This window comes from Knoellia sp. 3-2P3 (assembly GCF_029223115.1).
Lineage (GTDB): Bacteria > Actinomycetota > Actinomycetes > Actinomycetales > Dermatophilaceae > Pedococcus_A.
The window spans coordinates 193,613-217,444 of the sequence record NZ_JARGZE010000001.1 but is presented as its reverse complement, the minus strand read 5'-3'; the positions used below and the strand labels follow the sequence as shown (position 1 = coordinate 217,444).

Below are 23,832 nucleotides of genomic sequence, written 5' to 3'. Positions count from 1 at the left end.
GGACTCAGGAGCGCTCGAGCTCCAGCACGGCCCGGTAGGCCGGCAGGGTCAGGAAGTCCGGGAAGGTCTCGCTCAGGGCCGACTCGACGAACAGGCGTCGCGACAGGTCCCAGTGCCCCGTGCCCCAGACCTGCTCGCCGACCTTCTCGCGCAGCGCGCTGAACTCCTCGTCGACCAGCCGCTCGACGAGCTGCGGCGTCACCGCCTCGCCCGAGTCGAGCGTCACGCCGTTGAAGGTCCACTGCCAGACCTGCGAGCGCGAGATCTCGGCCGTCGCGGCGTCCTCCATGAGGCTGTTGATCGCGGCCGCGCCGTTGCCACCGAGCCACGCCTCGAGGTACTGGATGCCGATGCTGATGTTGTCGCGCAGGCCCTGCTCGGTGCGCTGGCCCGGCGTCTTCGAGACCGAGAGCAGGTCGTCGGCGGTCACCGTCACATCGTCGCGCTGGCGGCTGGTCTGGTTGGGGGCACTGCCGAGCACGCCGTCGAAGATCTCCGCGCACAGAGGCACCAGGTCGGGGTGGGCCACCCACGACCCGTCGAAGCCGGCCTGCGCCTCGCGGTTCTTGTCCTCGCGGACCTTGGCGAAGGCGCGCTCATTGACCTCGGCGTCGCGACGGCTGGGGATGAAAGCAGCCATGCCGCCCATCGCGAAGGCCCCGCGCCGGTGGCAGGTCTTCACCAGCAGGTCGCTGTAGGCCTTCATCATCGGGGCCGTCATGGTCACCGCGTTGCGGTCGGGCAGGGTGAAGTCGGGCCCGGCGTCGCGGAAGTTCTTGATGATGCTGAACAGGTAGTCCCACCGGCCGGCGTTGAGCCCGGCGGCGTGGTCGCGCAGCTCGTAGAGGATCTCGTCCATCTCGAAGGCGGCGGTGATCGTCTCGATGAGCACTGTGGCCCGGATGGTGCCGTGGGCGAGGCCGAGCTGCTGCTGCGCGTGGGTGAACACGTCGTTCCAGAGCCGGGCCTCGAGGTGGGACTCCATCTTGGGCAGGTAGAAGTACGGACCGCTGCCACGCTCGAGCAGCTCGGCGGCGTTGTGGAAGAAGTAGAGGCCGAAGTCGACGAGCGCGCCCACCATCGGCCGCCCGTCCACCTCGATGTGGGCCTCGTCGAAGTGCCAACCGCGCGGCCGCGGAACGATGACCGGTATGCCGTCGGGGTTCTTCAGCGCGTAGTGCCTGCCCTCCGGGGTGGTGAGCTCGATGGTGCGGCGCACGGCGTCGAACAGGTTGACCTGGCCGCCGACGACGTTGTCCCAGTGGGGGGTGTTGGCGTCCTCGAGGTCGGCCAGCCAGACGCGGGCGCCGGAGTTGAGGGCGTTGATGGCCATCTTGCGCTCGGTGGGGCCGGTGATCTCCACGCGGCGGTCGGCGAAGTCGTCCGGGATCGGCGCCACCGTCCAGTCCCCGGCCCGGACCTCGGCCGTCTCCGGGAGGAAGTCGAGGCGCCCCGTCTCGGCGATCGTCGCCCGGCGCTTGACCCGAGCCTGCAGCAGCTCGTCACGGCGCAGGCCGAAGCGGGTCTGCAGGTCGGCGAGGAACTCCAGCGCCTCGGGGGTCAGGATCTCGTCGCTGCGCTCGACCGGGCCCCCGGTCACGGTGATGTCTGCCATCAGGCCTGTCTCCTCGTTGAGTGGCGTGCGAAGGATGGGTGGCTGGATATTCCATCATATGGAATAGTTTTCTCGCCAGTAGGAAAACATGTGTCCCCTTGGCGGCCGAGAGCCGCGGGGCAGGAAGGAGGCCTCGGTGCCTGCAGAGCCCCCGGCAGCAGCCGACCCCCTGGGCGAGCCCGGTGGCGCCGACGCGCAGGCCGACCAAGCGGCGGGCAGCCGCCGGGGTGCTCGGGCGGGGGTGCAGTCGCTCGACCGTGCCTTCGCCGTCCTCGAGACGATGGCCGACGCCGGCGGCGTGATCAGCCTGTCGCAGCTGGCGGCCGACGCCGGGCTGCCGCTGCCCACGATCCACCGCATCGTGCGCACCCTCGTCGACCTCGGCTACATCCGCCAGGAGCCGTCGCGCCAGTACTCCCTCGGCCCCCGGCTGATCCGTCTGGGCGACGTCGCCTCACGCAGCCTCGGCAGCTGGGCTCGGCCCCACATGGCCAGAGTCGCTGCTGCACTGGGCGAGTCGGTCAACCTGGCGGTGCTCGACGGCGACCAGATCGTCTACGTCGGCCAGGTCATGGCGTCACAGCACTCGATGCGCATGTTCACCGAGGTGGGCCGGCGCGTCGACCCGCACACCACGGCCGTCGGCAAGGCCATCCTGGCCTCCTGGGACCCCGCCGAGGTGCGGGCGCTCCTGTCACGCACCGGCATGACTGCTCGCACCGGCCACACCATCACGACCCCCGAGGGCTTCGCCGAGGAGCTCGAGCGCACCCGCCGGCGCGGCTACGCCCTCGACAACGAGGAGCAGGAGATGGGCGTGCGCTGCGTCGCCGTGGCGGTGCCCGGCGCCCCGCAGCGGATCGCGGTGTCGATGTCGGGCCCCCTGTCGCGGATGGGCGACGACGTCGTGGAGCGGGCGGCGCCCCTGCTGGAGGAGGCAGCCACCGCCATCGCCGCCGAGCTCGGGGCGGCGACCGGCTAGCGTCGCCTCTGGCTCTGGACGACGTATGCCGCGCCGGCCCCCGGGTGGGGCGGGCGCGGCATACGTCGCGGCTCGGGTCGATGGGCCGCCTCAGTCGGCGGCCGGCGCCGCCATGCCCTCCTTGATGAGGTTCATGACCGAGGAGTCGGCCAGCGTGGTGACGTCGCCGACCTCGCGGTTCTCGGCCACGTCGCGCAGCAGGCGGCGCATGATCTTGCCGGAGCGGGTCTTGGGCAGCTCGGCCACCACCATGATCGAGCGCGGCTTGGCGATCGGGCCGATCTCGTGGGCCACGTGGTTGCGCAGCTCCTGGACGAGGTCCCTGCCCTCGCCCGGCTCGTCGGCCTCCTCGACCGCCTCCTTGCGCAGGATGACGAAAGCGCAGACCGCCTGTCCGGTGGTCTCGTCGGCCGCGCCGACGACCGCAGCCTCGGCGACCTTGGGGTGCGAGACGAGGGCCGACTCGATCTCGGCGGTGGAGAGGCGGTGGCCCGAGACGTTCATGACGTCGTCGACCCGGCCGAGCAGCCAGATGTTGCCCTTCGCGTCGTACTTGGCGCCGTCGCCGGCGAAGTAGTACTTCGGCCCGAACCGGCTCCAGTAGGTCTCCTTGTAGCGCTCCGGGTCGCCCCAGATGCCGCGCAGCATCGCCGGCCACGGCTTGGTGAGCACGAGGTAGCCGACCTTCTCCGGCTCGGTGAACGGCTTGCCCTCGTCGTCGAGGATCTCGGCACTGATGCCGGGGATCGGCTTCTGGGCCGAGCCGGGCTCGAGGTCGGTGACGCCGGGGAGCGGGCTGATCATGATGCCGCCGGTCTCGGTCTGCCACCAGGTGTCGACGATCGGGCAGCGGTCGCCGCCGATGTGCTTGCGGTACCAGAGCCATGCCTCGGGGTTGATCGGCTCGCCGACCGACCCGAGCAGCCTCAGCGACGACAGGTCGAACTTCGCGGGGATGTCGTCGCCCCACTTCATGAACGTGCGGATCGCCGTGGGCGCGGTGTAGAGGATGGAGACCTTGTACTTCTCGACGATCTCCCACCAGCGGCCCTGGTGCGGGGTGTCGGGGGTGCCCTCGTAGAGCACCTGGGTCGCGCCGTTGGCCAGTGGCCCGTAGACGATGTAGGAGTGGCCGGTCACCCAGCCCACGTCGGCGGTGCACCAGTAGACGTCGGACTCGGGGTGCACGTCGTGCACGATGTGGTTGGTGTAGGCCGCCTGGGTCAGGTAGCCGCCGGTGGTGTGGAAGATGCCCTTCGGCTTCCCCGTCGTGCCCGAGGTGTAGAGGATGAACAGCGGGTGCTCGCTGTCCACCGGCTGGGGCTCGTGGGTGTCGGGCTGGGCGTCGACGAGGTCGTGCCACCAGATGTCGCGGTCGTCGACCCAGGTGACGTCGGTGCCGGTGCGCCGCACCACCAGGACCTTCTCGACCGGGTTCTCCCCGTGCTGAAGCGCCTCGTCGACCGCAGCCTTGAGGGGAGCGGCCTTCCCGCGCCGCCACTGCCCGTCGGTGGTGACGACGACCTTGGCCTGCGCGTCGTCGATGCGGGTGTGCAGCGCCTCGGCCGAGAAGCCACCGAAGATCACCGAGTGCGGTGCGCCGAGCCTGGCGCACGCCAGCATGGTCACGACCGTCTCCGGGATCATCGGCATGTAGATGGCCACCCGGTCGCCCTTGCCGACACCGAGCGAGGCCAGCGCGTTGGCCGCCTTGGCGACCTCCTTCTGGAGGTCGGCGTAGGTGACGGTGCGGGTGTCGCCCTGCTCGCCCTCGAAGTGGATCGCGACGCGCTCGCCGTTGCCGGCCTCGACGTGGCGGTCGACGCAGTTGTAGGCGACGTTCAGCTCGCCGCCGACGAACCACTTGGCGAACGGGGCCCCGCTCCAGTCGAGCGTGGTGTCGAAGTCCTTGCTCCAGGTGACGTACGTGCGGGCCTGGTCGGCCCAGAAGGCCTCGTAGTCGGCGTCGGCCGCGGCATACATCTCGGCCTTGCCGTTGGCGTTGGCCGCGAACTCCTCACTGGGCTCGAATGAGTGGTCCTGCTGCAGCACGGTCGACAGGCTCTCCTCGGACACGGCTTCCCTCCTGGCTGACGGCGCGACGGCCGCGTCGCTGCGGCCGAGAGTGACGTCCCCCAGCCAACCGCCTCTCCCGCCCGGCTTCAAGGGGAACGCCGTCGGGGCTCGCCCGGCGGGCTCTGCGAGCGACGAGCGGCGCCGCCCGGGTCACCAGCGGTGCGCCACGTCGACGACGAGCCGCGCATGACCATGACCGACAGTCGCGCCCCGCGCACGCGGCGCCGCCCACAGCACGGTGCCGTGCCCCCTGCGCGGGGACACGGCACCGTGGTCGGGGGAGGGCCCGCGCTAGTGCGCGACCGCCTTCTCGGCGCCGTGGCCGGTGAGGCTGCGCACCTCCATCTCGGCGAACTTCAGCTCGCTGGAGGGCTCGCGGCTGGTGACCGTGCCCAGCCAGCCCAGGAAGAAGGACAGCGGGATCGAGACGATGCCCGGGTTGTCCAGCGGGAACCAGCTGAAGTCGACGCTCGGGTCGGTGATCATCGACGGGCTCGGACCGCCCTCGGTGAGAGGGGCCTTCCCGGACACCACCGGGCTGAACACGATCAGGGTGATCACCGAGACAAGGCCGCCGTAGAGGCTCCACAGGGCCCCCCGGGTGTTGAACCGCTTCCAGAACAGCGAGTACAGGATCGTCGGCAGGTTGGCGCTCGCCGCGACGGCGAAGGCCAGCGCCACGAGGAACGCGATGTTCTGGTTCTTGGCGAAGATGCCGCCCACGATGGCGATCGCGCCGATCACCAGGGCGGTGATGCGGGCGACCTTCACCTCGGAGTCCGCCGAGACCTCGCCGCGCTTGATGACCTGGGCGTAGATGTCGTGGGCGAAGCTCGCGCTGGCGGTGATCGTCAGACCTGCCACGACCGCGAGGATCGTCGCGAAGGCGATCGCCGAGATCAGGCCGAGCAGGATCTCGCCACCGAGCTCGAAGGCGAGCAGCGGGGCGGCGGAGTTCGCCTTGCCGGGGGCGGCGAGGATCTTGTCCGGGCCGACCAGGGCGGCCGCGCCGTAGCCCATGACCAGGCTCAGCAGGTAGAACAGGCCGATCAGCCAGATGGCCCACTCGACCGACTTGCGGGCCTCCTTGCTCGAGGGGACCGTGTAGAACCGCATGAGCACGTGCGGCAGGCCGGCGGTGCCGAGCACCAGGGCAAGCGACAGCGAGATGAAGTCGACCTGGGTCAGGGTGGACGTGCCGTACTTCAGGCCCGGGTTGAGCAGGGCCTCGCCCGCCTTGGGCGAGTTCTCGACCGCGCCGCCGAGCACCTCCGAGAGGCTGAAGTCGAAGAGGGCCAGCACCCAGACGGTCATGACGATGGAGCCGGCGATGAGCAGCGTCGCCTTGACGATCTGCACGTAGGTCGTGCCCTTCATGCCGCCGATGAGCACGTAGGCGATCATGATGATGCCGACGAGGGCGATGACGAGGTTCTGCGCCGCGTCGCCGTCGAGGCCGAGCAGGAGCGAGACCAGACCACCGGCACCGGCCATCTGGGCGAGCAGGTAGAAGAAGCTCACCGCGAGCGTGGAGATGGCGGCTGCGGTGCGCACCGGGCGCTGCTTGAGCCGGAAGCTCAGCACGTCGGCCATCGTGAAGCGGCCGGTGTTGCGGAGCAGCTCGGCCACGAGCAGCAGCGCCACGAGCCAGGCCACGAGGAAGCCGATGGAGTAGAGGAAGCCGTCGTAGCCGGTGAGGGCGATGGCCCCGGCGATGCCGAGGAACGAGGCGGCCGACAGGTAGTCGCCGGCGATCGCGATGCCGTTCTGCTTGCCGGAGAACGAGCGCCCGCCGGCGTAGTAGTCGGCCGCGGTCGCGTTGCGCCGTGAGGCCTTGATGACGATGAAGAGGGTGACGACCACGAACAGGCCGAACACCGCGATGTTCAGCGTCGAGTTGCCGACATTGGTCTCGGTCACTTCTGGCCTCCCTCGAGACGGTCGTGGAGCGCCTCGGCGCGCGGGTCGAACTCACGGTCGGCCCAGCGCACGTAGAGGACGGTGATGACGAAGGTGGAGACGAACTGGCCGAGGCCGAAGAGGAGGCCGACGTTGATGTTGCCCCACACCTTCTGGGACATGAAGTCCGCCGCGAACGCGGCGAGCAGGACGTAGAGGAAGTACCACGCCAGGAAGAGCGCGGTCATGGGGAAGACGAAGCGGCGGAACCGTCGCCGCAGGTCGACGAACTCGTCGGTCCGCTGCAGGGCGACGTAGGGATCCGTGCTGTGTTCGCGAGCGACGTTGCTCACTGCGCACCTCCAGGACTGGACGCGGGCGGCTCCCGCGGCTGAGGCCCACTGTTGCGACTCGGTATGCCGCGCAGAAGGGCGTGCGCGCGGGTGCGCGCCGGATGGGCGGTCACCGTAGGTGTGTGGCGGGTCACAGTGCGCCGAACGGTCGACGATCTGCGACCAGCGGTCGGGGCTGAGGGGGTCTCAGCGGTGGCGCGGGCTGCGCTCGAGCTGCAGGTCCTCCGGGGTGTGCAGGCGCACCATGGTGCGCGAGGTGTGCCGGGGGATGTGGCCCGGAGTCGCCAGAGAGACGATCACCGCCACGGCGAAGGCGATGGGGATGGTCCACGCAGCGGGCTGGCCGAGCAGGGCGCCGGGCCAGCCCTCGATCGGCCCGCCCAGCATCGTCACGAGCACCGCCCCGGCGGCCAGGCCGCCGCCGGACACCAGCCCCGCGGCGGCCCCCACGGTGCTCAGGCCCCGCCACCACGAGCCCAGCACGAGCAGCGGGCAGAACGTGGAGCCGGCCACGGCGAACGCGAGCCCCACCGTGGTGGCGAGCCCGATGGGCTCGACCAGCCACGCCGCGGCATACGGCACGACCATGGCGAGCACGGTGGCGAGCCGGAAGCCCTGCACGACGGTGGCGTCCTCCCCGGTCAGGCGCCCGAGCCTGCCGCGAAGCACGTCCTGGTCGAGCACGCCGGCGACCGACATCGTCAGCCCCGAGGCGGTCGACAGGAACGCCGCGAAGGCGCCCCCTGCGAGCACCGCCGACAGCACCTCGCCGACGCCGCCCGGTACGACCGCCCCCGGCAGCGCGAGGACGATGGTGTCGGCGCGCAGTCCCCCGGGGAGCTCGGGCAGGTAGACGCGTCCGAGCACGCCGTAGACCGGCGGGAAGAGGTAGAAGAGGCCGAGCAGGGCCACGACGGTCAGCGTCGTGCGGCGGGCCGCCCTCCCGTCGGGATTGGTGTAGAAGCGCACGAGCACGTGCGGCAGCCCCATGGTGCCGAGCGCCAGCGCGAGCAGGGTGCTGTAGGTGGCGTAGACCGGGTGGTCCTGGCCCCCGAACCCGCTGAGCGGCTGCGCCCAGTCTGAGGCCGTGCCCCCGGTGAGCTGCGGCTCCGGCCGGCCGTCCTGGAGCCACACCGCCAGCAGGACGAACGCCGGGATGGCGATGGCGGTCAGCTTCAGCCAGTACTGCATGGCCTGCACGAGGGTGATCGAGCGCATGCCGCCGGCGGCCACGTTGGCGATCACGACCACCACGACTACGAGGCTGCCGACCCAGGTCGGCGCACCCGTCACGACACGGAGGGCGAGGCCCGCACCCTGCAGCTGGGGGAGCAGGTAGAGCCAGCCGATCCCCACGACGAGCAGCGACGAGAGGAAGCGGATCCGCGTGCTCTCGAGCCGGGCCTCGGCGAAGTCCGGCAGCGTGTAGGCGCCCGAACGGCGCAGCGGGGCGGCGACGAGCACGAGCAGCACGATGTAGCCCACCGTGTAGCCGACCGGGAACCAGAGCATGTCGAGCCCACTGGAGTAGACCAGGCCGGCGATGCCGAGAAAGCTTGCGGCAGAGAGGTACTCGCCACCGATCGCGCTGGCGTTCCGGTAGGGGGTGACGGTTCGGCCGGCGACGTAGAAGTCGCTGGTGGTCCGCGACAGGCGCAGCCCGAACGCGCCGACGCCGAGGGTGACCAGGCAGACGAGCACGATGGCGGTCAGCCCGTAGGCGGTGTTCACCGGCGGCCCACCACCTGGCTGAACTCGCGCTCGATCCGTTCGGACTGCCGCACGTAGTAGTGCGCCACCAGCAGGGCGACGGGGTACACGAGCACGCCGAGGACCAGCCAGGGGAAGGGCACCCAGCCGATCTCGAGGGTGCGGGTGTCGGGCACGAGCAGGAAGAGCAGGGGCAGCCCGCCCAGCCCGAGGGCGCCGAAGGCCAGCACCCGCAGGGCGAGCCGCAGCTGGGCCGTCATCAGGCCCGCCATGTAGACCTCGCCGAGGTCGGTCTGCTCGTCGATGTCGCGGGTCAGGGGGCGCAGGTCACGGCGGGTGGCCGCACTTCGCCGCGAGCTGGTCACCCGAACCCGGGGCGGCCGGTCCGGGCGGTCCTGCCGGCCACCGGTCTCCGCGGCCCTGCCGGGGCTCATGGCGTCGAGGGCTTGGGTGCGCGCAGCAGCCGGTCGCGCAGCTCGCGGGTGTGCCGGCGGCTCACCTGGAGCTCGGCCTCGTCGAGCACCACCGTGCACCGGCCGTGCTCCATGCGGACCTCCCGCACGTGGGGGAGCGCGACCAGGGTGCTGCGGTGGATGCGCACGAAACCGGCCGACCCCCAGCGCTCCTCGAGCGTGCTGAGGGGGATGCGCACGAGGTGGGAGCCGGTGTCGGTGTGCAGGCGGGCGTAGTCGCCCTGGGCCTGCGCGTAGCGGATCTGGCTGCGCGAGATGAAGCGGGTGACGCCGCCGAGCTCGACCGGGATGGTCTCGTCCTCGAGCTGCGTCGCCGCCGCTTCCGGGGCCTCGGTCGCCTCGGCGGTCCCCTCGACGACGCGGCGCACCGCCTCGGCGAGGCGGTGCGGCCGCACCGGCTTCATCACGTAGTCGGTGGCGTCGACGGCGAACGCGTCGACCGCGTGGTGGTCGTAGGCGGTGACGAAGACGATGCGTGGCCGCTGCGCGAACCGCGCGATGACGCGGGCGAGGTCCATGCCGTCGAGGCCGGGCATGTTGATGTCGGAGAACACGACGTCGACCGGCCCCTCCTCGAGGGCTCGCAGCGCCTCGGTTCCGCTGCTGGCGGTCCGCACGTCGCCGATGCGCTCGTCCTGCCTCAGCAGCCAGCTGAGCTCCTCCAGGGCCGGGAGCTCGTCGTCCACGACCAGGGCACGCAGGCGGGGGCCGCCCGCCCCGCCGGCGCTGGTGGGGTCGGGGCGGCGCTCACGGGGATGTCCCGGTCCGGCGCTCGCCACAGGGCGAGCCTACGACGAGCTCACGCCGCGGCGGGTCAGGCGTGGACGCCCGGGGCGTACTTCGGCACGCGGAAGGTGACCTTGGTGCCCGCCCCCGGGGCGGTCTCGACCGCGAGCCCGTAGTCGTCGCCGTACACCTGGCGCAGCCTCGCGTCGACGTTGCCGAGCCCGACGCTGTCGGCGTCCCCCTGCCCGTCGAGGGCCCGTCGGACCGCCTCCGGGTCCGCGCCGATCCCGTCGTCCTCGATGCAGATCTCCGCCTCCGACCCGCGGTCGGTCGCCCGGATGCTGACCTCGCCGCCGCCCTCCTTGCGCGCGATGCCGTGGCGCACCGCGTTCTCCACGATCGGCTGGATGGCCAGGTAGGGCACCGTCACCGGGAGCACCTCGGGGGCGATCATCAACGAGATCCGCATCCGGTCACCGAAGCGGGCCTGCTCGAGCGTGAGGTAGCGCTCCACGTTGCGCAGCTCCTCCGCGAGGGTGGTGAACGCGCCACCACGGCGCAGGGCGTAGCGGGTGAAGTCGGCGAACTCCAGCAGCAGCTCGCGGGCCCGTTCCGGGTCGGTGCGCACGAACGAGGCGATGGCCGCCAACGAGTTGTATATGAAGTGGGGGCTGATCTGCGCCCGCAGGGCGCGCAGCTCGGCCTCCATGGTGCGGGTGCGCTCGTGGCCGAGCTCGGCGAGCTCGGCCTGCGTGGCGACCCAGCGCGCCACCTCCTCGGCCGCCCTGGCGAGGCCTGCCGAGGCCTGCGGCCCGTATGCCGCGATGGAGGCCACCACGCGGTCCTCGGTCACCACCGGTGCGATGACGGCCGTCTTGACCGGGCAGTCGGGGTCGGGGCAGCCCACGGCGTCGAACCCGAGCACGATCGTGCGCCCCGTGGCCAGGACCTCCTCGGCGTCGGCGCGGGCGTGCTCGCGGTGGTGGTCGGCGGCGCCCTCCCAGGCCAGCAGGGAGAACGGGTCGCACACCGCGATCGCCGGTGACCCCAGCAGGGCGCGCAGGTGCTTGGCGGCCCGGGCGGTGCCCTCCGGCGTCAGGCCGTCCTGGAGGTGGCGCGAGGCCAGCGACGCCGTGTGCAGTGTCGCGTGCGTGGCGTGGTCGACGTCGGAGACGAAGCCGCGGGACCCGCGACGGCCCTGCCGCAGCAGGCGCAGCAGCCCCAGCGCCAACAGGAAGGCGCCCGCGACCACGATCGCCGTGGGGAGGTGGAAGCTGCCCGACACACGGCGAACTCTAGGCTGCTGTCCGTGCCTGACGTCGTCTCCTCGCTGAACGCGCTCGCCACCCTTCCGGGGGTGCCCGAGCAGACCGACGCCGCGCGCGAGGCGTGCACGAAGCTGCGCTGGCACGAGGCCCTGCGCCGGCGCATCCCCGAGGCCGCGGCCGAGTCGCGGGTGCGCGGCGCCCACGCCAGTGCGGCGCTCGAGGGCGCCAACCTCTCGGTGGAGATCGTCCGCGACCTCATGCGTGGCGCGCAGCAGTGGCCCTCGGACCCGGACCCGGTCGAGCAGGTCGCCCGCGGGGTCGTCCAGGCCACTGCTGAGACGGAGCGGCTGGGCGCCATGCTGCGCACCGCCCCCCTGCAGGCGCTCGCCCGCCTGCACGTGGCCGCGGCCTCCGGCCTGGTCGCCCCCGACCAGCTCGGGCGCCCCCGCCGGCCGGGCGAGGAGTGTGCCGAGTTCGTCGACCTCGGACCTGCTCCGGACGCCGACGGGGTGCAGGAGCGCCTGGCCGCCCTCGTGCAGGTGCTGCTCGCAGGCGACAGGGCGCCGGCGGTGGTGGTGGCCGCCCTCGTGCACGCGGAGATCGCCCACGTGCGCCCCTTCGTCCGCGGCAACGGCGCCGTCGCGCGTGCCATGGAACGGGCCGTCATCCAGGCCACCGGGCTCGACCCCACCGGCGTGGCGGTGCCCGAGGTCGGGCACGGCGCGCAGGGCGGGCCCGCCTACCTCGGCGCCCTCGCGGCATACGGGACGGGGTCCCCGGAAGGGGTGGCGCTGTGGCTCGGGCACTGCTGCGAGGCCATCGTCGCGGGCGCCGCGGAAGGCGTGCGCATCTGCGACGCGGTGCGCGCCGGCCGACTGCTCTGACGGGCCGGCTGCGACCGTCAGCGCGCAAATGTCAAGCCTTACGTTTGGCGCGCGGGTGGGGTACACAGGACGTACACGGACCACCGTGAGCCTGCAGGGCACCCACGTGCGGGAAGTCCACTGATGGACCGGTCGTGGCGGGCTTGTCCCGATGCGACATCGTGACTGCACGCTTGGTAACCCGAGCCGGCTCGCGGCCGATGGCACCCCGTTCACGCGGGGTGCCATCTCATGTGTTTCACGGTCTTTTTGGGTGAAACTCGCCCCAAGAGTTGCTATCCGAGAGGTAAAGGTCCACCATTGCAGTGCTCGCTCCCCCTCGCGGGGTCGAGCGAGCCGGCGCATCAGCTCCTCCCCCCCGGAGCTTGGCGCGTCGACGGCCCCGGTTGTCCCCCCGACCGGGGCCGTCCCCTTTTCCGGCGCAGTTGGCCATGTGGCGCGGGTGAGCCCAGTGGCCCGGGGGCCGGTCGGACCGTCCGGCCGCTGTCCACAGCGGGGCCCCCGTCGTCACACGGTGCACAGGCAGGTGAGCGGGCCTGGTCCGGGCTTGCGGCTGGGCCAACGCTGGCCGCATGCCCACCCTCGCTGCTGGCACCCCGGTCCTCGGCGTCCTCGGTGCGTCCGGGGGCCTCGGCGCCTCGACGCTCGCCGCGGCGCTCGCCGTGGCGGCCACTCGTGAGCTCGCGGCCTCCGGTCTGCCAGCCGCTGTGGCCGTGGACGGGGCACTCGGCGGCGGGGGCCTCGACACGACGGCCTGCGTGGAGCACCTGCCCGGGCTGCGATGGCCCGACCTGGCGGGCGTGCGAGGCGAGGTGTGCGGAGCCGACCTGGTGGCCGAGCTGCCGCGGTGCGCCGGCGGGGCGCGCGTGCTCGCCGCGGCTCCCGGCGCGCCCCCGCCGCAGGAGGTGGTCTCGAGCGTCGTGCAGGCGGTGCGCGCCGTGTCAGGTTTGGTGGTGGTCGACCTTCCGGGCGCGGGAGCGGGCGCGGAGGCCGGCGGCGACGGTGCCACGGAGCTCCTGCTCGAGGCGTGCGATGCGGTCCTGCTGCTCGCGGGGGTGACCCCGCGCCACCTGGCTGACGCGGTCGCGGCGCGGACCCGCCTGGCGGCCCGCCTCCCGGACGGCGCCGTCCTGCTGGTCGTCCGAGGAGGCCCGCGCGGTCGCGGCCTGGCGACCGCGATGGCCGACCATCTCGGCCTTGCGCTGGCGGGCTGCTGGCGCGACGACCGCCGCGTCGTCCTCGACGCCGAGCGGGGGCGGGCGCCGGGCGAGGGGCCCCGCTCCGGGCTGGCGTCGCTGAGCGGGCGCCTGCTCGAGCGCCTGGCACACCACCGGGGGGCCGCCTGATGGGACTGGACACCGGCATCCGGCAGGCCATTCTCCAGGGCAGGCCACCGGCGCCTGCCGAGCTCGACGACCTGGTTGCCGCGGAGGCCCTCCGCCTGGGCCGGGCGGGGGCGGGCGAGGTGAGGGCCGCCCTCGGCGCCGCGCTGCTCGGCGCCGGCCCGCTCGAGCCGCACCTCGAGGACCCGCTCGTGACCGATGTGCTCGTCAACGGCGACGGCGCCGTGTGGCTCGACCGCGGCACCGGCCTGCAGCGCGCCCCTGGCGACCCGCTGGGGGCCGAGTCCGCGCGGATGCTGGCGGTGCGGTTGGCCGGTCAGGCGGGGCGGCGACTGGACGAGAGCCAGCCGTGGGTCGACGGGCTGCTTCCCGGTGGGGTGCGCCTGCACGCCGTGCTCCCGCCGCTGGTCGACGGAGGCGCCCACCTCAGCCTGCGGGTGCCGCGACGGTCGCTGCGGCGGCTCGACGACCTGGAGTCCGCGCGGATGTTCGACGAGCCGACCGGTCGGCTGCTCCGGCGGCTGGTCGAGCGCCGTGTGTCGTTCCTGGTGACCGGTGGCACCGGCAGCGGCAAGACGACGCTCCTCGGAGCCCTGCTGGCCGAGGCCTCCGCCGACGAGCGCCTCGTCCTGGTCGAGGACGTCCGTGAGCTGGCGGTGGAGCACCCGCACGTGGTGCGGCTGCAGTCGCGCTCGGCCAACGTGGAGGGAGCCGGCGAGGTGACGCTGGTCGACCTGGTGCGGCAGGCACTGCGGATGCGGCCGGACCGGCTGGTCGTGGGCGAGGTGCGCGGCGCCGAGGTGCGCGAGCTGCTCGCTGCCCTCAACACCGGCCACGACGGCGGGTGCGGCACGGTGCACGCCAACAGCGCCGCAGACGTGGTGCCCCGGTTCGAGGCGCTCGGGGCGCTGGCCGGGCTCGGCCGCGACGCGGTGCAGGCGCAGCTCTCCAGCGCCGTCCAGGCCGTGGTGCACCTGCGCCGGGACCGTGCCGTCCGGCGGGTCGCCTCGCTCTCGGTGCTCGAGACCGGCAGCGGTCTCGAGGTGGCGCTCGCCCTCTACTGCGCCAGCACGGTCTCCGGGGCCGTGCGAGGTCCCGGCTGGCCCCGTCTGGCCGCCCTGTTGGGACTGCCGTCATGACCCTGCTGGTCCTCGCGGCGTCGGTCGCGGTCCTGCTCTGGCCGAGCCGGCCCGCGGCACTGCTGTCCACCGCCGCCCGCCGCTCCCTCGGGCTCGACGGCGCTCGCGCGGACGGGTGTCCCACCGGGGTGCGGACGTGGCTCGAACGGCTGCGGCTCGGCGCGCCCTTCGGCAGGCGCCGGGCCGGGGCCGGCCTCGACGAGCTCGCCGACCTCCTCGAGGTGCTTGGGCCGCCGTTGCGGGCCGGCACCAGCGTCGGCGCGGCCGTCGAGGTGGCCGGTCGGGCCATGGCCGCGGGCGACCTGTCCGCTGGGGGCAGCCGCCTCGGCAGCCTGGTCGGTGACCTGTCTGCAGCGGCGAGCGCGGGTCGATCGCTGGCGGAGGTCTGGAACGACGCGGCGTCAGCCGCACGCTCGGCGGACCTGCAGTTCGTGGCGCGGTCGTGGACGCTCAGCGAGCAGACCGGCGTGCCGCTCTCGGTGGCGCTGGCGACGGCGGCGCGGAGCGTGCGAGCCCGCCAGGCGGCGGAACAGGCCCTCGCCGCCGCGACCGCGGGTGCTCGGGCATCGATGGGGCTGCTCGCCCTGCTGCCGGCGTCGGGTCCGGTGGTCGGGCTGCTCTTCGGTCTCACCCCGGTCGACCTCTACGGCCGCTCCACCGGGTCGGCCCTCTGCCTGCTGGCGGGTGGGGCGCTGGGCGTGACCGGCTGGCTGTGGAGCCGGACCATCCTGCGGCGAGCGCTGCGCCCGGGTGCGGTCGCGGCGCAACGGGGCATGTCGTGAGCGCCGGCCTGCTCGTGGTGCTGGCCACTCTTGCCGTCCTGGCTTGGCCGTCCCGCTCGGTCTGGTCACCCCGCCGGGGCAGCCAGGAGCCACGGGACGCGGGACCGCCGGCGGGCACAACGGCCACGGTGCACGCCATCGCTGACGCGCTGGTGCTCCTGTCCCTGGCGCTGCGCTCCGGGATGGGTCATCGCGAGGCGCTCGAGCGGGTCGCGCAGACCAGCGAGGGCGAGGTCGCGGCCCACCTCGGCTCGGTGGCGGCCGCGCTCAGGTGGGGGCAGTCGGCACCCGAGGCCTGGGCGTACGTCCCGGCTGCCTGGCGTCCGGCGGCCCTGGCGTGGGAGGTCGCCGAGCGGTCCGGGGCGGCGCCAGCACAGCTCGTCGAAGAGGCTGCCTGGCGGATCCGGGAGCGCGAGGACAGGCGGCTGCAGGCTGCCGCCGGACGCGCGGGGGTGCGGCTCGTGCTGCCGCTGGGACTGGCCTTCCTCCCGGCCTTCGCCTGCACCGCGGTCGTGCCGGTGGTGCTGGCGCTCGCCCACACGGTTCTCGGCCCATGAGGGCCGGGTTGGTGCCGGCAGGGTGCCGGCGGAAAGGAGAAGACCATGACGCGACGGATGGAGGGCCTGCGACGGAGGATGCGCGCGGTGCAGGCGACTGGCGCGGCGGGGATGACCACGGCGGAGTACGCCGTCGGCACCCTGGCGGCGGTGGCGTTCGCGGCGGTGCTGCTCGCGGTGGTGAAGTCGGGGCCGGTGAAGTCTGCGCTCGCCGGCGTCATCACCTCGGCGCTCGGGATCGGGTCGTAGGCCGCGACCGCGGCATGGCGACGGCCGAGCTGGCCGTCGCCATGCCGAGCGTGCTGGTGGTGCTCGGTCTGGGCCTGGCTGCCCTGTCCGCCGGGGTCGACCAGGTGCGCTGCGTCGACGCGGCACGGGCCGTCGCCCGCCTTGCGGCGCGAGGGGAACCACCCCAGCGGGCTGTCGACGCCGGGCGTCAGCTCGCTCCGCGTGGGGCCGGCATCCGGGTCACCACCCGGGGCGGGGAGGTGTCGGTGGAGGTGACCGCCCCGCCCGTGACCGGCCTGCGCCTGCTGGGGCTCGAGGCCCGGCCGTCGGCGGACGCGGTGGCCGCCCGCGAGGACGCGCTCGCCGACGCAGGTCCCTGGCCGGGGGAGACGCCATGAGCGGGGGAGGCGCCGTGGGCAGGGGAGGTGCCGAGGGCACGGGCCCGACCCTGAGGGGCAGGGCCCGCGGTCACCGGGAGCGGGGAGCCGCCACCGTGCTGGCGGTGGCAGCGGTCGGGGCGCTGCTTGCCTGCCTCGTCGGGAGCCTGGCACTCGTGGGTGCGGTGCACGCTGCACACCGGGCGCGTGCCGGGGCTGACCTCGCCGTCCTCGCCGCGGCGTCGGTCCACCAGCGGGCCGCCTTCGCCGACTCCGCCTGCAGCCGCGCCCGCGAGATCGCCCGCGCCAACGGCTGCGAGCTCCGGTGGTGCCGGGCAGACCCCGACGGCACCGTCTCCGTCGCGGTCACTGCTCCGACCCGGACGCCCCTGCCCGCGCTGCGGCTCGGCCCCGCGCACGCTCGCGCCCGGGCGGGGCCGGTGGCTCCGCCCGGGCCGTGAACAGGGTCAGGCGCGGTGCGGCTCGCGGTCGTCGCGGCCCATGACGCGGTCCGCCGTCGTGGGCGCGTCAGGATCCTTGGCCGTCGGCAGCTCCGCGGTGGTGTCCCGCGAGTCTGCGCGGGTCGTGGTCGAGGCGGTGGCGGGCGCGGCGGCGTGCCGGCCGGGAGGGGTGTCGTCGGCCCAGCCGTCGCCGGGGCGCTCACGGGTGTCGGCGAACCGGGCGGGCGCGGGGGTGGCGGTCCGGGCCTCCTCGGCTCGTGCCTCCGCGTTCCGCCGGGCCTCGGCCTCGGCCTGGGCCTGGCGCTCGAGCTCCTTGGTCTCGCGACGACGCCGGGCCTTGCGGCGGACGCTCCCGCGAATCATGACCAGGCCGAGCCAGAGCAGGAGCAGGACGGCGGCGCCGGCGATGAGCAGCGCGAGCGGCAGCACCTCGGCCTTCACGCCGAGCGCCTCGAGCTCCACCGGGTCGGTGAGTGGTGCCGTCGCCATGAACAGCAGGACCCCAGCGGCCACTGCCAGGACGATGAGAATGAGTCCGAGCACGATCACGGTCGGTTACCTCCGTCGTCTGGGGGACGCACCGTGCGTCCTTGCCCATCTCCTGACATTAGCCCGCAGCCGCGGCCTGCGCCTTTCGAGAGTCCGTCGCCTCACCCCATCGCAGCACCATGGAGAGGAGGGACACCGCGCCGGCCTTGTCGAGGGGGTCGTTGCCGTTGCCGCACTTCGGCGACTGCACGCACGCGGGACAGCCCCGCTCGCAGCCGCACGCGGCGATGGCGTCACGGGTCGCCGAGAGCCACGTGTGGAACGCCTCGAAGCCGCGCTCGGCGAACCCTGCGCCGCCCGGGTGCCCGTCGTAGATGAGCACGGTCGGCAGCCCGGTGTCGGGGTGCAGCGCCGTGGAGACGCCGCCGATGTCCCAGCGGTCGGAGGTCGCCACCAGCGGGAGCATGCCGATGGCTGCGTGCTCCGCTGCGTGGGCGGCTCCCGGGATGGCGGTCTCGTCGACACCCCCCTGCGCGAGCGCGTCGACCGGCATGGTCCACCACACCGCCTTGGTGGCCAGCGTGCGCCGGGGCAGCTCCAGGGGGTGGGTGCCGATGACCTCGCCGCTGGGCAGGCGCCGCAGGAAGGAGGTGACCTGGGTGTGCACCTTCACCGGGCCGAACGACACCGTCACCGGGCCCCACGCCACCGACCGCTCGGTGGCCACGATGTCGAAGGCGCTGACGGACTGCGCGAACGTGCTCCAGCCGGGGTCGCCGCGCACCACGCACGCCGTCCTGTCCTCGAGGTCGAGGTCGGTGACGACGTAGGTCTCGCCCTGGTGGACGTGGACCGCCCCCGTGTGCACCTGCGCGTGGGCGGAGGCCTCGTCGATGGTGCCGAGCACCCGGCCGGTGCGGCGCTCGACGATGCCGACGACCTCGCCCGACCCTCGCAGCGACACGTGGTCGCTCGCCCGGTCGGTGCGCGCCCAGTACCAGCCGGTCCGGCGCCGCCGCAGGATGCCCCGCGCGACGAGGGCCTCCACGAGCGCCCGCGCGTCGCGGCCGAACAGCGGCAGGTCCGCCTCGGTGAGCGGCAGCTCGGCAGCGGCCGCGGCCAGGTGCGGCGCCAGCACGTGCGGGTTCTCCGGATCCATCACGGTCGCCTCCACCGACTGCCCGAAGAGCGACCCGGGGTGGTGCACCAGGTAGGTGTCGAGGGGGTCGTCGGCTGCCACGAGCACGGCGAGAGAACGGGTGCCGGCGCGCCCGGCCCGCCCGGCCTGCTGCCACAGGGACGCCCGGGTGCCCGGCCAGCCGGCCAGCAGCACGGCGTCGAGACCGCTGATGTCGATGCCGAGCTCGAGGGCGTTGGTCGCGGCCAGTCCCACCAGCGACCCCTCGCGCAGCGCCCGCTCCAGGGCGCGGCGCTCCTCGGGCAGGTAACCGCCCCGGTATGCCGCCACGGCGCCCTCCAGCCGTGGCGACACCTCCGCCAGCGACCGCCGCGCGCTCGCGGAGAGCGCCTCCACGCCGGCCCGCGACCGGGCGAAGGCGACGGTCTGCACCCCGGCGGCCACCAGGTCCGCGAGGAGGTCGGCGGCCTCACTGGTGGCGCTGCGCCGCACAGGCGTCTCGCCCGAGACGTCCGGGGCGCTGCCCCCCGAGGCATCCGCGTCGTCCCCACCGTCCCGCCCGGAGTCACCTGCGTCCCCCGACCCGCCGGCCGCGGGCGCGCTGGAGCGCCCGGGCAGCTCGGCGGGCTCCCACAGCCCGAACGTCATCGCCGCGCGCGGGGAGCCGTCCTGCTCGACCGGCTGCACCGGCAGCCCGGTCAGGCGCTCGGCGTGCACGGCGGGGTCGCGCACCGTGGCCGAGGCCAGCACGAACGTGGGCGCCGCACCGTAGCGGGCCGCCACCCGCCGCAGCCGCCGGAGCAGTGCGGCCAGGTGCGAGCCGAACACGCCCCGGTAGACGTGGCACTCGTCGATCACGACGTAGCGCAGCGCGCGCAGGAACGGCGCCCAGCGCTGGTGCTGCGGCAGCAGCGAGTGGTGGACGAGGTCGGGGTTGGTCAGCACGAGGTGCGCGTGCTCGCGGATCCACCGGCGCTCCTCCTGCGGGGTGTCGCCGTCATAGGTGGCCGCCCGCAGCCCGGGGATCGCCAGCGACTGCAGCCGGGCCACCTGGTCGGCGGCGAGGGCCTTGGTCGGCGAGAGGTACAGCGCGGTCGCGCCCCGCCCGCTCGGTGCGCTCGCGCCGGCGACCAGCGAGGAGAGGACGGGGGCCAGGTAGCCCAGGCTCTTGCCCGAGGCGGTGCCGGTGGCCATCACCACGTGCTGGCCGCGCCACGCGAGCTCGGCGGCCTCGGCCTGGTGCGACCACAGGGAGGTGATCCCGGAGCTGGCGAACGCGGCATACACAGCGGGGTGCACCCAGTCGGGCCACTCCGCGCGCCTGGCCTGGCGGGCGGGCACCTCGTGGACGTGCAGCAGCCGCCCGGCGCGGCTCCCCGAGGCCAGCCGGGCCAGCGCGGCGGCGGGGTCGAACGGCGCGTCGGATATCCGCTGTTCTTCAGTGCTGGACATTGCCGATACGGTAAACCGGACACACAGGCAGCACGCCATGGCGTTCTGCCCAGGAAACCCGCGAGAAGAAGGGGTGCGCCCGTGGACCTTTCGGTCTCCACCAGCGAGCATGGCGCGCTGACCGTCGTCCATGTCGGCGGCGAGATCGACGTCTACACCGCCCCGCTGCTCCGCGAGGCGCTCGATCGTCAGGTCGCGGCCGGCCGCACCGACCTGATCGTCGACCTCGAAGACGTCACCTTCATGGACTCGACCGGCCTCGGGGTCCTCGTCGGGCGCCTGAAGCTCGTGCGCGGGCAGAACGGCACGCTGCGCATCGTCAGCAGCCAGGACCGCATCCTCAAGGTCTTCAAGATCACCGGCCTCGACAAGGTGTTCCACATCTACGACTCGGTCGACATGGCGCAGGCGGCCGCCAAAGCCTGACGGGCGACCTCGCGGTCACAGCGCGCTTGCAGCGAAAGCCCCGTGAACTCCCGCAAAACGCCGGTGTGAAGGTCCTCACAGCACCTCCACGCGGTTGTGATGTGCATTACTGTCGCCACAACCGTCTCAGTGCCGCTGTTGTGGCGCGCCCATGGGGACGGCGTCATGCCACCCATCAAGGAGGATGGAATGTCGGGCCTCGCGTCCGCCGCAGCGGCTGATCTGTCGCTGACCGGCAACAATCTCACCCTGGTCATCGTGGTCGCCGTCATCGCGGTGATCGCCCTGGCCATGGGCGTCTTCTTCCGGCGGCAGGTGCTCGCCGCCGACCCCGGCACCGAGAAGATGCAGAACATCGGTGCGGCCGTCGAGGAGGGGGCGCAGGCCTACCTGGCGCGGCAGTTCAAGACGCTCGGAATCTTCGTCGTCCTCGTGTTCGGCCTGCTGCTCCTGCTTCCGGCCGACACCGCGGGGGTGCGGTGGGGCCGCTCGGGCTTCTTCATCGTGGGCGCCCTGTTCTCGGCTGCCATCGGCTACCTCGGCATGAGCCTGGCCGTGAAGGCCAACGTCCGCGTCGCCTCCGCCGCCCGGCACGGCGACCGCGACCTCGGCATGCGGATCGCCTTCCGCACCGGTGGTGTGGTCGGCATGGCGACCGTCGGCCTCGGCCTGCTCGGCGCCTCCATCGTGGTGCTGCTCTACGAAGGTGACGCACCCAAGGTGCTCGAGGGCTTCGGCTTCGGCGCCGCGCTGCTCGCCATGTTCATGCGGGTCGGCGGCGGCATCTTCACCAAGGCCGCCGACGTCGGCGCCGACCTCGTCGGCAAGGTCGAGGCGGGCATCCCCGAGGACGACCCGCGCAACGCCGCGACGATCGCCGACAACGTCGGCGACAACGTCGGTGACTGCGCCGGCATGGCCGCCGACCTGTTCGAGTCGTATGCCGTGATGCTGGTGGCCGCCCTCATCCTCGGCTCCGTCGCCTTCGGCGAGTACGGCCTGGTCTTCCCCCTCCTCGTCCCGGCGATCGGTGCCGTCACGGCCCTCATCGGCGTGTTCATCACCCGCGTGAAGCCGGGCGAGAACGCCCTGACGGCCATCAACCGCGGCTTCTACATCTCGGCCCTCATCTCCGCGGTCCTGTCGGCCGTCGCCGCCTTCATCTACCTGCCGTCGTCGTTCGCCGACCTCGGCACCGAGAACCAGGAGGTCCTCGGCCTCGACGGCGACCCGCGCATCATCGCGGTGCTCGCCGTGGTGATCGGCATCGTCCTGGCGGGGATCATCCTCTGGCTGACCGGCCACTTCACCGGCACCGACAAGCGTCCGACCAGGGACGTCGCCCGCACCTCGCTCACCGGGGCCGCCACGGTGGTGCTCTCGGGCATCGGTGTCGGCCTCGAGTCCGCCGTCTACACCGCGGCCATCATCGGTGGCGCGGTCTACCTCGCGTTCCTGCTCGGTGGGGGCTCGGTGGCGCTGTCGCTGTTCCTCATCGCGCTGGCCGGGTGCGGCCTGCTGACGACGGTCGGGGTGATCGTCGCCATGGACACCTTCGGCCCGGTCTCCGACAACGCGCAGGGCATCGCCGAGATGTCGGGCGACGTCGACGAGGAGGGCGCCCAGATCCTCACGGACCTCGACGCGGTGGGCAACACGACCAAGGCGATCACCAAGGGCATCGCGATCGCGACGGCCGTGCTGGCCGCCACCGCCCTGTTCGGCTCCTACACCGAGGCCTGGCAGAGCGCCTTCCGCGCCATCGAGCCCGGCGACGTGACCCAGGAGGAGGCGATCGACTTCGTCAACGACGCCGCCGCGCTGGTCACCTCGCCCGCCACGCTGGTCGGGCTCATCCTCGGTGCCGCCGTGGTGTTCCTCTTCTCGGGCCTGGCGATCAACGCCGTCACCCGCGCGGCCGGCGCCATCGTCTTCGAGGTGCGCCGCCAGTTCCGCGAGATCCCCGGGATCATGGAGGGCACGACCAAGCCGGAGTACGGCAAGGTCGTCGACATCTGCACCAAGGACTCGCTGCGCGAGCTCGCCACCCCGGGCCTGCTGGCCGCGCTCATGCCGGTCGCGGTCGGCTTCGGCCTCGGTATCGGAGCCCTCGCCGGCTTCCTGGCCGGCGCCATCGGCGCCGGTGCGCTCATGGCGGTCTTCCTCGCCAACTCGGGCGGCTCGTGGGACAACGCCAAGAAGATCGTCGAGGACGGCCACCACGGCGGCAAGGGCAGCGAGGCCCACGCCGCGACCGTCATCGGCGACACCGTCGGCGACCCGTTCAAGGACACGGCCGGCCCGGCCATCAACCCGCTCATCAAGGTGATGAACCTGGTGTCGGTGCTCGTGGCTCCCGCCATCATCACGCTGAGCATCGGCGCGGGGGAGAACCCGGTGCTGCGCTACGGCATCGCCGGTGCCGCCCTGGCGGTCGTGATCGGCGCGGTCGCGGTCTCCAAGTCCCGTGACCTCGCGATCGGTGGCGAGTCCCCCGAGGAGCTCGGGGAAGAGGAGGCCGCCGTCGCGCACGCGCACGCGCATGCGCCCGGTCGCGGCAACGTCACCGAGGGCGACGAGACGCGCGGCAGCGAGCTCGAGGAGGAGCACCTGCGCAACTGACCTCCTGCGCACCGAGCCGGCGGCCGGCGTCACCTCGTGGTGACGCCGGCCGCCGCCGTTCGTCCCCAGCGGTATGCCGCCCGGCCGCCTCGGGCACGGCGGCATACCCTGTGCGCATGCACAGTGCCCTCTTCGAGCAGGCCAACCTCGAGGTCCAGGCGGACCAGCGGTTCGCGCTGCAGAACCCCCAGATGCTGCGCGTGCACCTCGGCGGCGACGTCCTCGCCGTCAAGGGTGCGATGGTGGCCTACCAGGGGGCGATCCGCTTCGACCACGAGAAGTCCGGCTCGATGGGCAAGCTGCTGAAGAAGGTCGTCACCGGCGAGGACGTCTCGCTCATGCGCGTGTCCGGCACCGGCGACGTGTTCTTCGCGGCGGCAGCCGGCTACGTCTTCCTCGTCGACCTCACCGGCGACGGGCTGTCGGTCAACGCGCGGAACCTCCTGGCCTTCGACTCCGGCATCGACTGGGACATCAAGCGGGTCCAGGGCGCCGGCATGGCGAGCGGCGGCCTGTTCAACACGACGCTGCAGGGCACCGGTACCGCGGCCATCACGGCCGTGGGACAGCCGGTCGTCCTCGACTGCAGCACGCAGCCCACCTACGTCGACGTCGAGGCCTGCGTCGCCTGGTCGGCCAACCTCGTGCCCCAGCTGGTCTCGAGCATGAACGTCCGGTCGATGCTGCGCGGCGGCTCGGGTGAGGCGTTCCAGTACGCCTTCCAGGGACCGGGTTTCGTCGTCGTGCAGCCCAGCGAGTGGATGGGCTCGCCCGCCTCGGCCCAAGGTGGCGGCGGGTTCAACCTCGGCGGGTTCCTGGACGGTTGAGCAGA

At 73.0% G+C, this 23,832-nt stretch carries 22 protein-coding genes; 12 read left to right on the top strand and 10 right to left on the bottom strand.

Annotated elements, in window-relative coordinates:
* Nucleotides 1-4 precede the first annotated feature (4 nt).
* Entirely contained in the window at nt 5-1,615 is a 1,611-nt protein-coding gene (gene aceB, locus P0Y31_RS01005; RefSeq protein WP_275866222.1) for a malate synthase A, read from the bottom strand.
* A 241-nt stretch (nt 1,616-1,856) separates the two neighbouring features.
* Here aceB and P0Y31_RS01000 point away from each other — a divergent pair, with 241 nt between their 5' ends.
* Entirely contained in the window at nt 1,857-2,597 is a 741-nt protein-coding gene (locus P0Y31_RS01000; protein WP_275867053.1) for an IclR family transcriptional regulator, read from the top strand.
* 90 nt (nt 2,598-2,687) lie between these two features.
* Here P0Y31_RS01000 and acs read toward each other — a convergent pair whose 3' ends face one another.
* The 7 genes from acs to P0Y31_RS00965 form a co-directional block, all read right to left on the bottom strand.
* On the bottom strand, nt 2,688-4,673 hold the full coding sequence (acs, locus tag P0Y31_RS00995) for an acetate--CoA ligase (protein WP_275866221.1): 1,986 nt from the start codon (nt 4,671-4,673) through the stop codon (nt 2,688-2,690).
* Between the two features lie 291 nt (nt 4,674-4,964).
* On the bottom strand, nt 4,965-6,593 hold the full coding sequence (locus P0Y31_RS00990; RefSeq protein ID WP_275866220.1) for a cation acetate symporter: 1,629 nt from the start codon (nt 6,591-6,593) through the stop codon (nt 4,965-4,967).
* Nucleotides 6,590-6,925: a DUF485 domain-containing protein gene (locus tag P0Y31_RS00985; protein WP_275805444.1), complete on the bottom strand. Its 336-nt coding sequence runs from the start codon at nt 6,923-6,925 to the stop codon at nt 6,590-6,592. The genes P0Y31_RS00990 and P0Y31_RS00985 overlap by 4 nt, the downstream gene beginning before the upstream one ends.
* Nucleotides 6,926-7,111: 186 nt before the next feature.
* Nucleotides 7,112-8,656 (bottom strand): cation acetate symporter, encoded by a 1,545-nt coding sequence (locus P0Y31_RS00980; RefSeq protein WP_275866219.1) that lies wholly within the window; start codon nt 8,654-8,656, stop codon nt 7,112-7,114.
* On the bottom strand, nt 8,653-9,069 hold the full coding sequence (locus P0Y31_RS00975; protein ID WP_275866218.1) for a hypothetical protein: 417 nt from the start codon (nt 9,067-9,069) through the stop codon (nt 8,653-8,655). Before P0Y31_RS00975 ends, P0Y31_RS00980 begins: the two co-directional genes overlap by 4 nt.
* Nucleotides 9,066-9,809 carry a LytTR family DNA-binding domain-containing protein gene (locus tag P0Y31_RS00970; protein WP_275867051.1) on the bottom strand — a complete coding sequence of 248 codons (744 nt, stop codon included), beginning with the start codon at nt 9,807-9,809 and terminating at the stop codon, nt 9,066-9,068. Before P0Y31_RS00970 ends, P0Y31_RS00975 begins: the two co-directional genes overlap by 4 nt.
* A 113-nt stretch (nt 9,810-9,922) precedes the next feature.
* Nucleotides 9,923-11,119: a histidine kinase gene (locus tag P0Y31_RS00965; RefSeq protein ID WP_275866217.1), complete on the bottom strand. Its 1,197-nt coding sequence runs from the start codon at nt 11,117-11,119 to the stop codon at nt 9,923-9,925.
* A 24-nt stretch (nt 11,120-11,143) separates the two neighbouring features.
* On the opposite strand from P0Y31_RS00965, the gene P0Y31_RS00960 reads away from it, so the two are divergent.
* The 8 genes from P0Y31_RS00960 (at nt 11,144) to P0Y31_RS00925 (ending at nt 16,873) form a co-directional block, all read left to right on the top strand.
* A complete protein-coding gene (locus P0Y31_RS00960) occupies nt 11,144-11,986 on the top strand; it encodes a Fic family protein (RefSeq protein ID WP_275866216.1) in 843 nt (280 codons plus the stop codon).
* Between the two features lie 572 nt (nt 11,987-12,558).
* Entirely contained in the window at nt 12,559-13,332 is a 774-nt protein-coding gene (locus P0Y31_RS00955) for a pilus assembly protein FlpE (RefSeq protein ID WP_275866215.1), read from the top strand.
* Entirely contained in the window at nt 13,332-14,468 is a 1,137-nt protein-coding gene (locus tag P0Y31_RS00950) for a TadA family conjugal transfer-associated ATPase (RefSeq protein WP_275866214.1), read from the top strand. Before P0Y31_RS00955 ends, P0Y31_RS00950 begins: the two co-directional genes overlap by 1 nt.
* Nucleotides 14,465-15,250 (top strand): hypothetical protein, encoded by a 786-nt coding sequence (locus P0Y31_RS00945; RefSeq protein WP_275866213.1) that lies wholly within the window; start codon nt 14,465-14,467, stop codon nt 15,248-15,250. Before P0Y31_RS00950 ends, P0Y31_RS00945 begins: the two co-directional genes overlap by 4 nt.
* On the top strand, nt 15,247-15,807 hold the full coding sequence (locus P0Y31_RS00940; protein WP_275866212.1) for a type II secretion system F family protein: 561 nt from the start codon (nt 15,247-15,249) through the stop codon (nt 15,805-15,807). The genes P0Y31_RS00945 and P0Y31_RS00940 overlap by 4 nt, the downstream gene beginning before the upstream one ends.
* A 45-nt stretch (nt 15,808-15,852) precedes the next feature.
* Nucleotides 15,853-16,056 carry a DUF4244 domain-containing protein gene (locus P0Y31_RS00935; protein WP_275866211.1) on the top strand — a complete coding sequence of 68 codons (204 nt, stop codon included), beginning with the start codon at nt 15,853-15,855 and terminating at the stop codon, nt 16,054-16,056.
* 14 nt (nt 16,057-16,070) lie between these two features.
* Nucleotides 16,071-16,433: a TadE family type IV pilus minor pilin gene (locus P0Y31_RS00930; protein WP_275866210.1), complete on the top strand. Its 363-nt coding sequence runs from the start codon at nt 16,071-16,073 to the stop codon at nt 16,431-16,433.
* A complete protein-coding gene (locus tag P0Y31_RS00925) occupies nt 16,430-16,873 on the top strand; it encodes an Rv3654c family TadE-like protein (protein ID WP_275866209.1) in 444 nt (147 codons plus the stop codon). Before P0Y31_RS00930 ends, P0Y31_RS00925 begins: the two co-directional genes overlap by 4 nt.
* Nucleotides 16,874-16,879: 6 nt before the next feature.
* Here the strand turns inward: P0Y31_RS00925 and P0Y31_RS00920 are convergent, their stop codons facing one another.
* Nucleotides 16,880-17,422, bottom strand: a complete 543-nt coding sequence (locus tag P0Y31_RS00920; RefSeq protein WP_275866208.1) for a hypothetical protein — start codon at nt 17,420-17,422, stop codon at nt 16,880-16,882.
* 58 nt (nt 17,423-17,480) lie between these two features.
* Nucleotides 17,481-19,952: a DEAD/DEAH box helicase gene (locus P0Y31_RS00915; protein WP_275866207.1), complete on the bottom strand. Its 2,472-nt coding sequence runs from the start codon at nt 19,950-19,952 to the stop codon at nt 17,481-17,483.
* An 81-nt stretch (nt 19,953-20,033) separates the two neighbouring features.
* Here P0Y31_RS00915 and P0Y31_RS00910 point away from each other — a divergent pair, with 81 nt between their 5' ends.
* From P0Y31_RS00910 to P0Y31_RS00900, 3 genes are all read left to right on the top strand, one after another.
* Entirely contained in the window at nt 20,034-20,378 is a 345-nt protein-coding gene (locus P0Y31_RS00910) for an anti-sigma factor antagonist (RefSeq protein ID WP_275866206.1), read from the top strand.
* 189 nt (nt 20,379-20,567) lie between these two features.
* A complete protein-coding gene (locus tag P0Y31_RS00905; RefSeq protein ID WP_275866205.1) occupies nt 20,568-23,000 on the top strand; it encodes a sodium-translocating pyrophosphatase in 2,433 nt (810 codons plus the stop codon).
* A 116-nt stretch (nt 23,001-23,116) separates the two neighbouring features.
* Nucleotides 23,117-23,827 (top strand): AIM24 family protein, encoded by a 711-nt coding sequence (locus tag P0Y31_RS00900; protein ID WP_275866204.1) that lies wholly within the window; start codon nt 23,117-23,119, stop codon nt 23,825-23,827.
* The last annotated feature ends 5 nt before the right edge of the window (nt 23,828-23,832 follow it).

What these genes read in the sequence shown, in the direction of transcription:
- P0Y31_RS00930 (WP_275866210.1), top strand. Translation starts at nt 16,071, where the DNA reads ATGGCGACGGCCGAGCTGGCCGTCGCCATGCCGAGCGTGCTGGTGGTG.
- aceB (WP_275866222.1), bottom strand. Translation starts at nt 1,615, where the DNA reads ATGGCAGACATCACCGTGACCGGGGGCCCGGTCGAGCGCAGCGACGAG.
- P0Y31_RS00955 (WP_275866215.1), top strand. Translation starts at nt 12,559, where the DNA reads ATGCCCACCCTCGCTGCTGGCACCCCGGTCCTCGGCGTCCTCGGTGCG.
- P0Y31_RS00925 (WP_275866209.1), top strand. Translation starts at nt 16,430, where the DNA reads ATGAGCGGGGGAGGCGCCGTGGGCAGGGGAGGTGCCGAGGGCACGGGC.
- P0Y31_RS00935 (WP_275866211.1), top strand. Translation starts at nt 15,853, where the DNA reads ATGACGCGACGGATGGAGGGCCTGCGACGGAGGATGCGCGCGGTGCAG.
- P0Y31_RS00900 (WP_275866204.1), top strand. Translation starts at nt 23,117, where the DNA reads ATGCACAGTGCCCTCTTCGAGCAGGCCAACCTCGAGGTCCAGGCGGAC.
- P0Y31_RS00975 (WP_275866218.1), bottom strand. Translation starts at nt 9,069, where the DNA reads ATGAGCCCCGGCAGGGCCGCGGAGACCGGTGGCCGGCAGGACCGCCCG.
- P0Y31_RS00950 (WP_275866214.1), top strand. Translation starts at nt 13,332, where the DNA reads ATGGGACTGGACACCGGCATCCGGCAGGCCATTCTCCAGGGCAGGCCA.
- P0Y31_RS00915 (WP_275866207.1), bottom strand. Translation starts at nt 19,952, where the DNA reads ATGTCCAGCACTGAAGAACAGCGGATATCCGACGCGCCGTTCGACCCC.
- P0Y31_RS00945 (WP_275866213.1), top strand. Translation starts at nt 14,465, where the DNA reads ATGACCCTGCTGGTCCTCGCGGCGTCGGTCGCGGTCCTGCTCTGGCCG.
- P0Y31_RS00905 (WP_275866205.1), top strand. Translation starts at nt 20,568, where the DNA reads ATGTCGGGCCTCGCGTCCGCCGCAGCGGCTGATCTGTCGCTGACCGGC.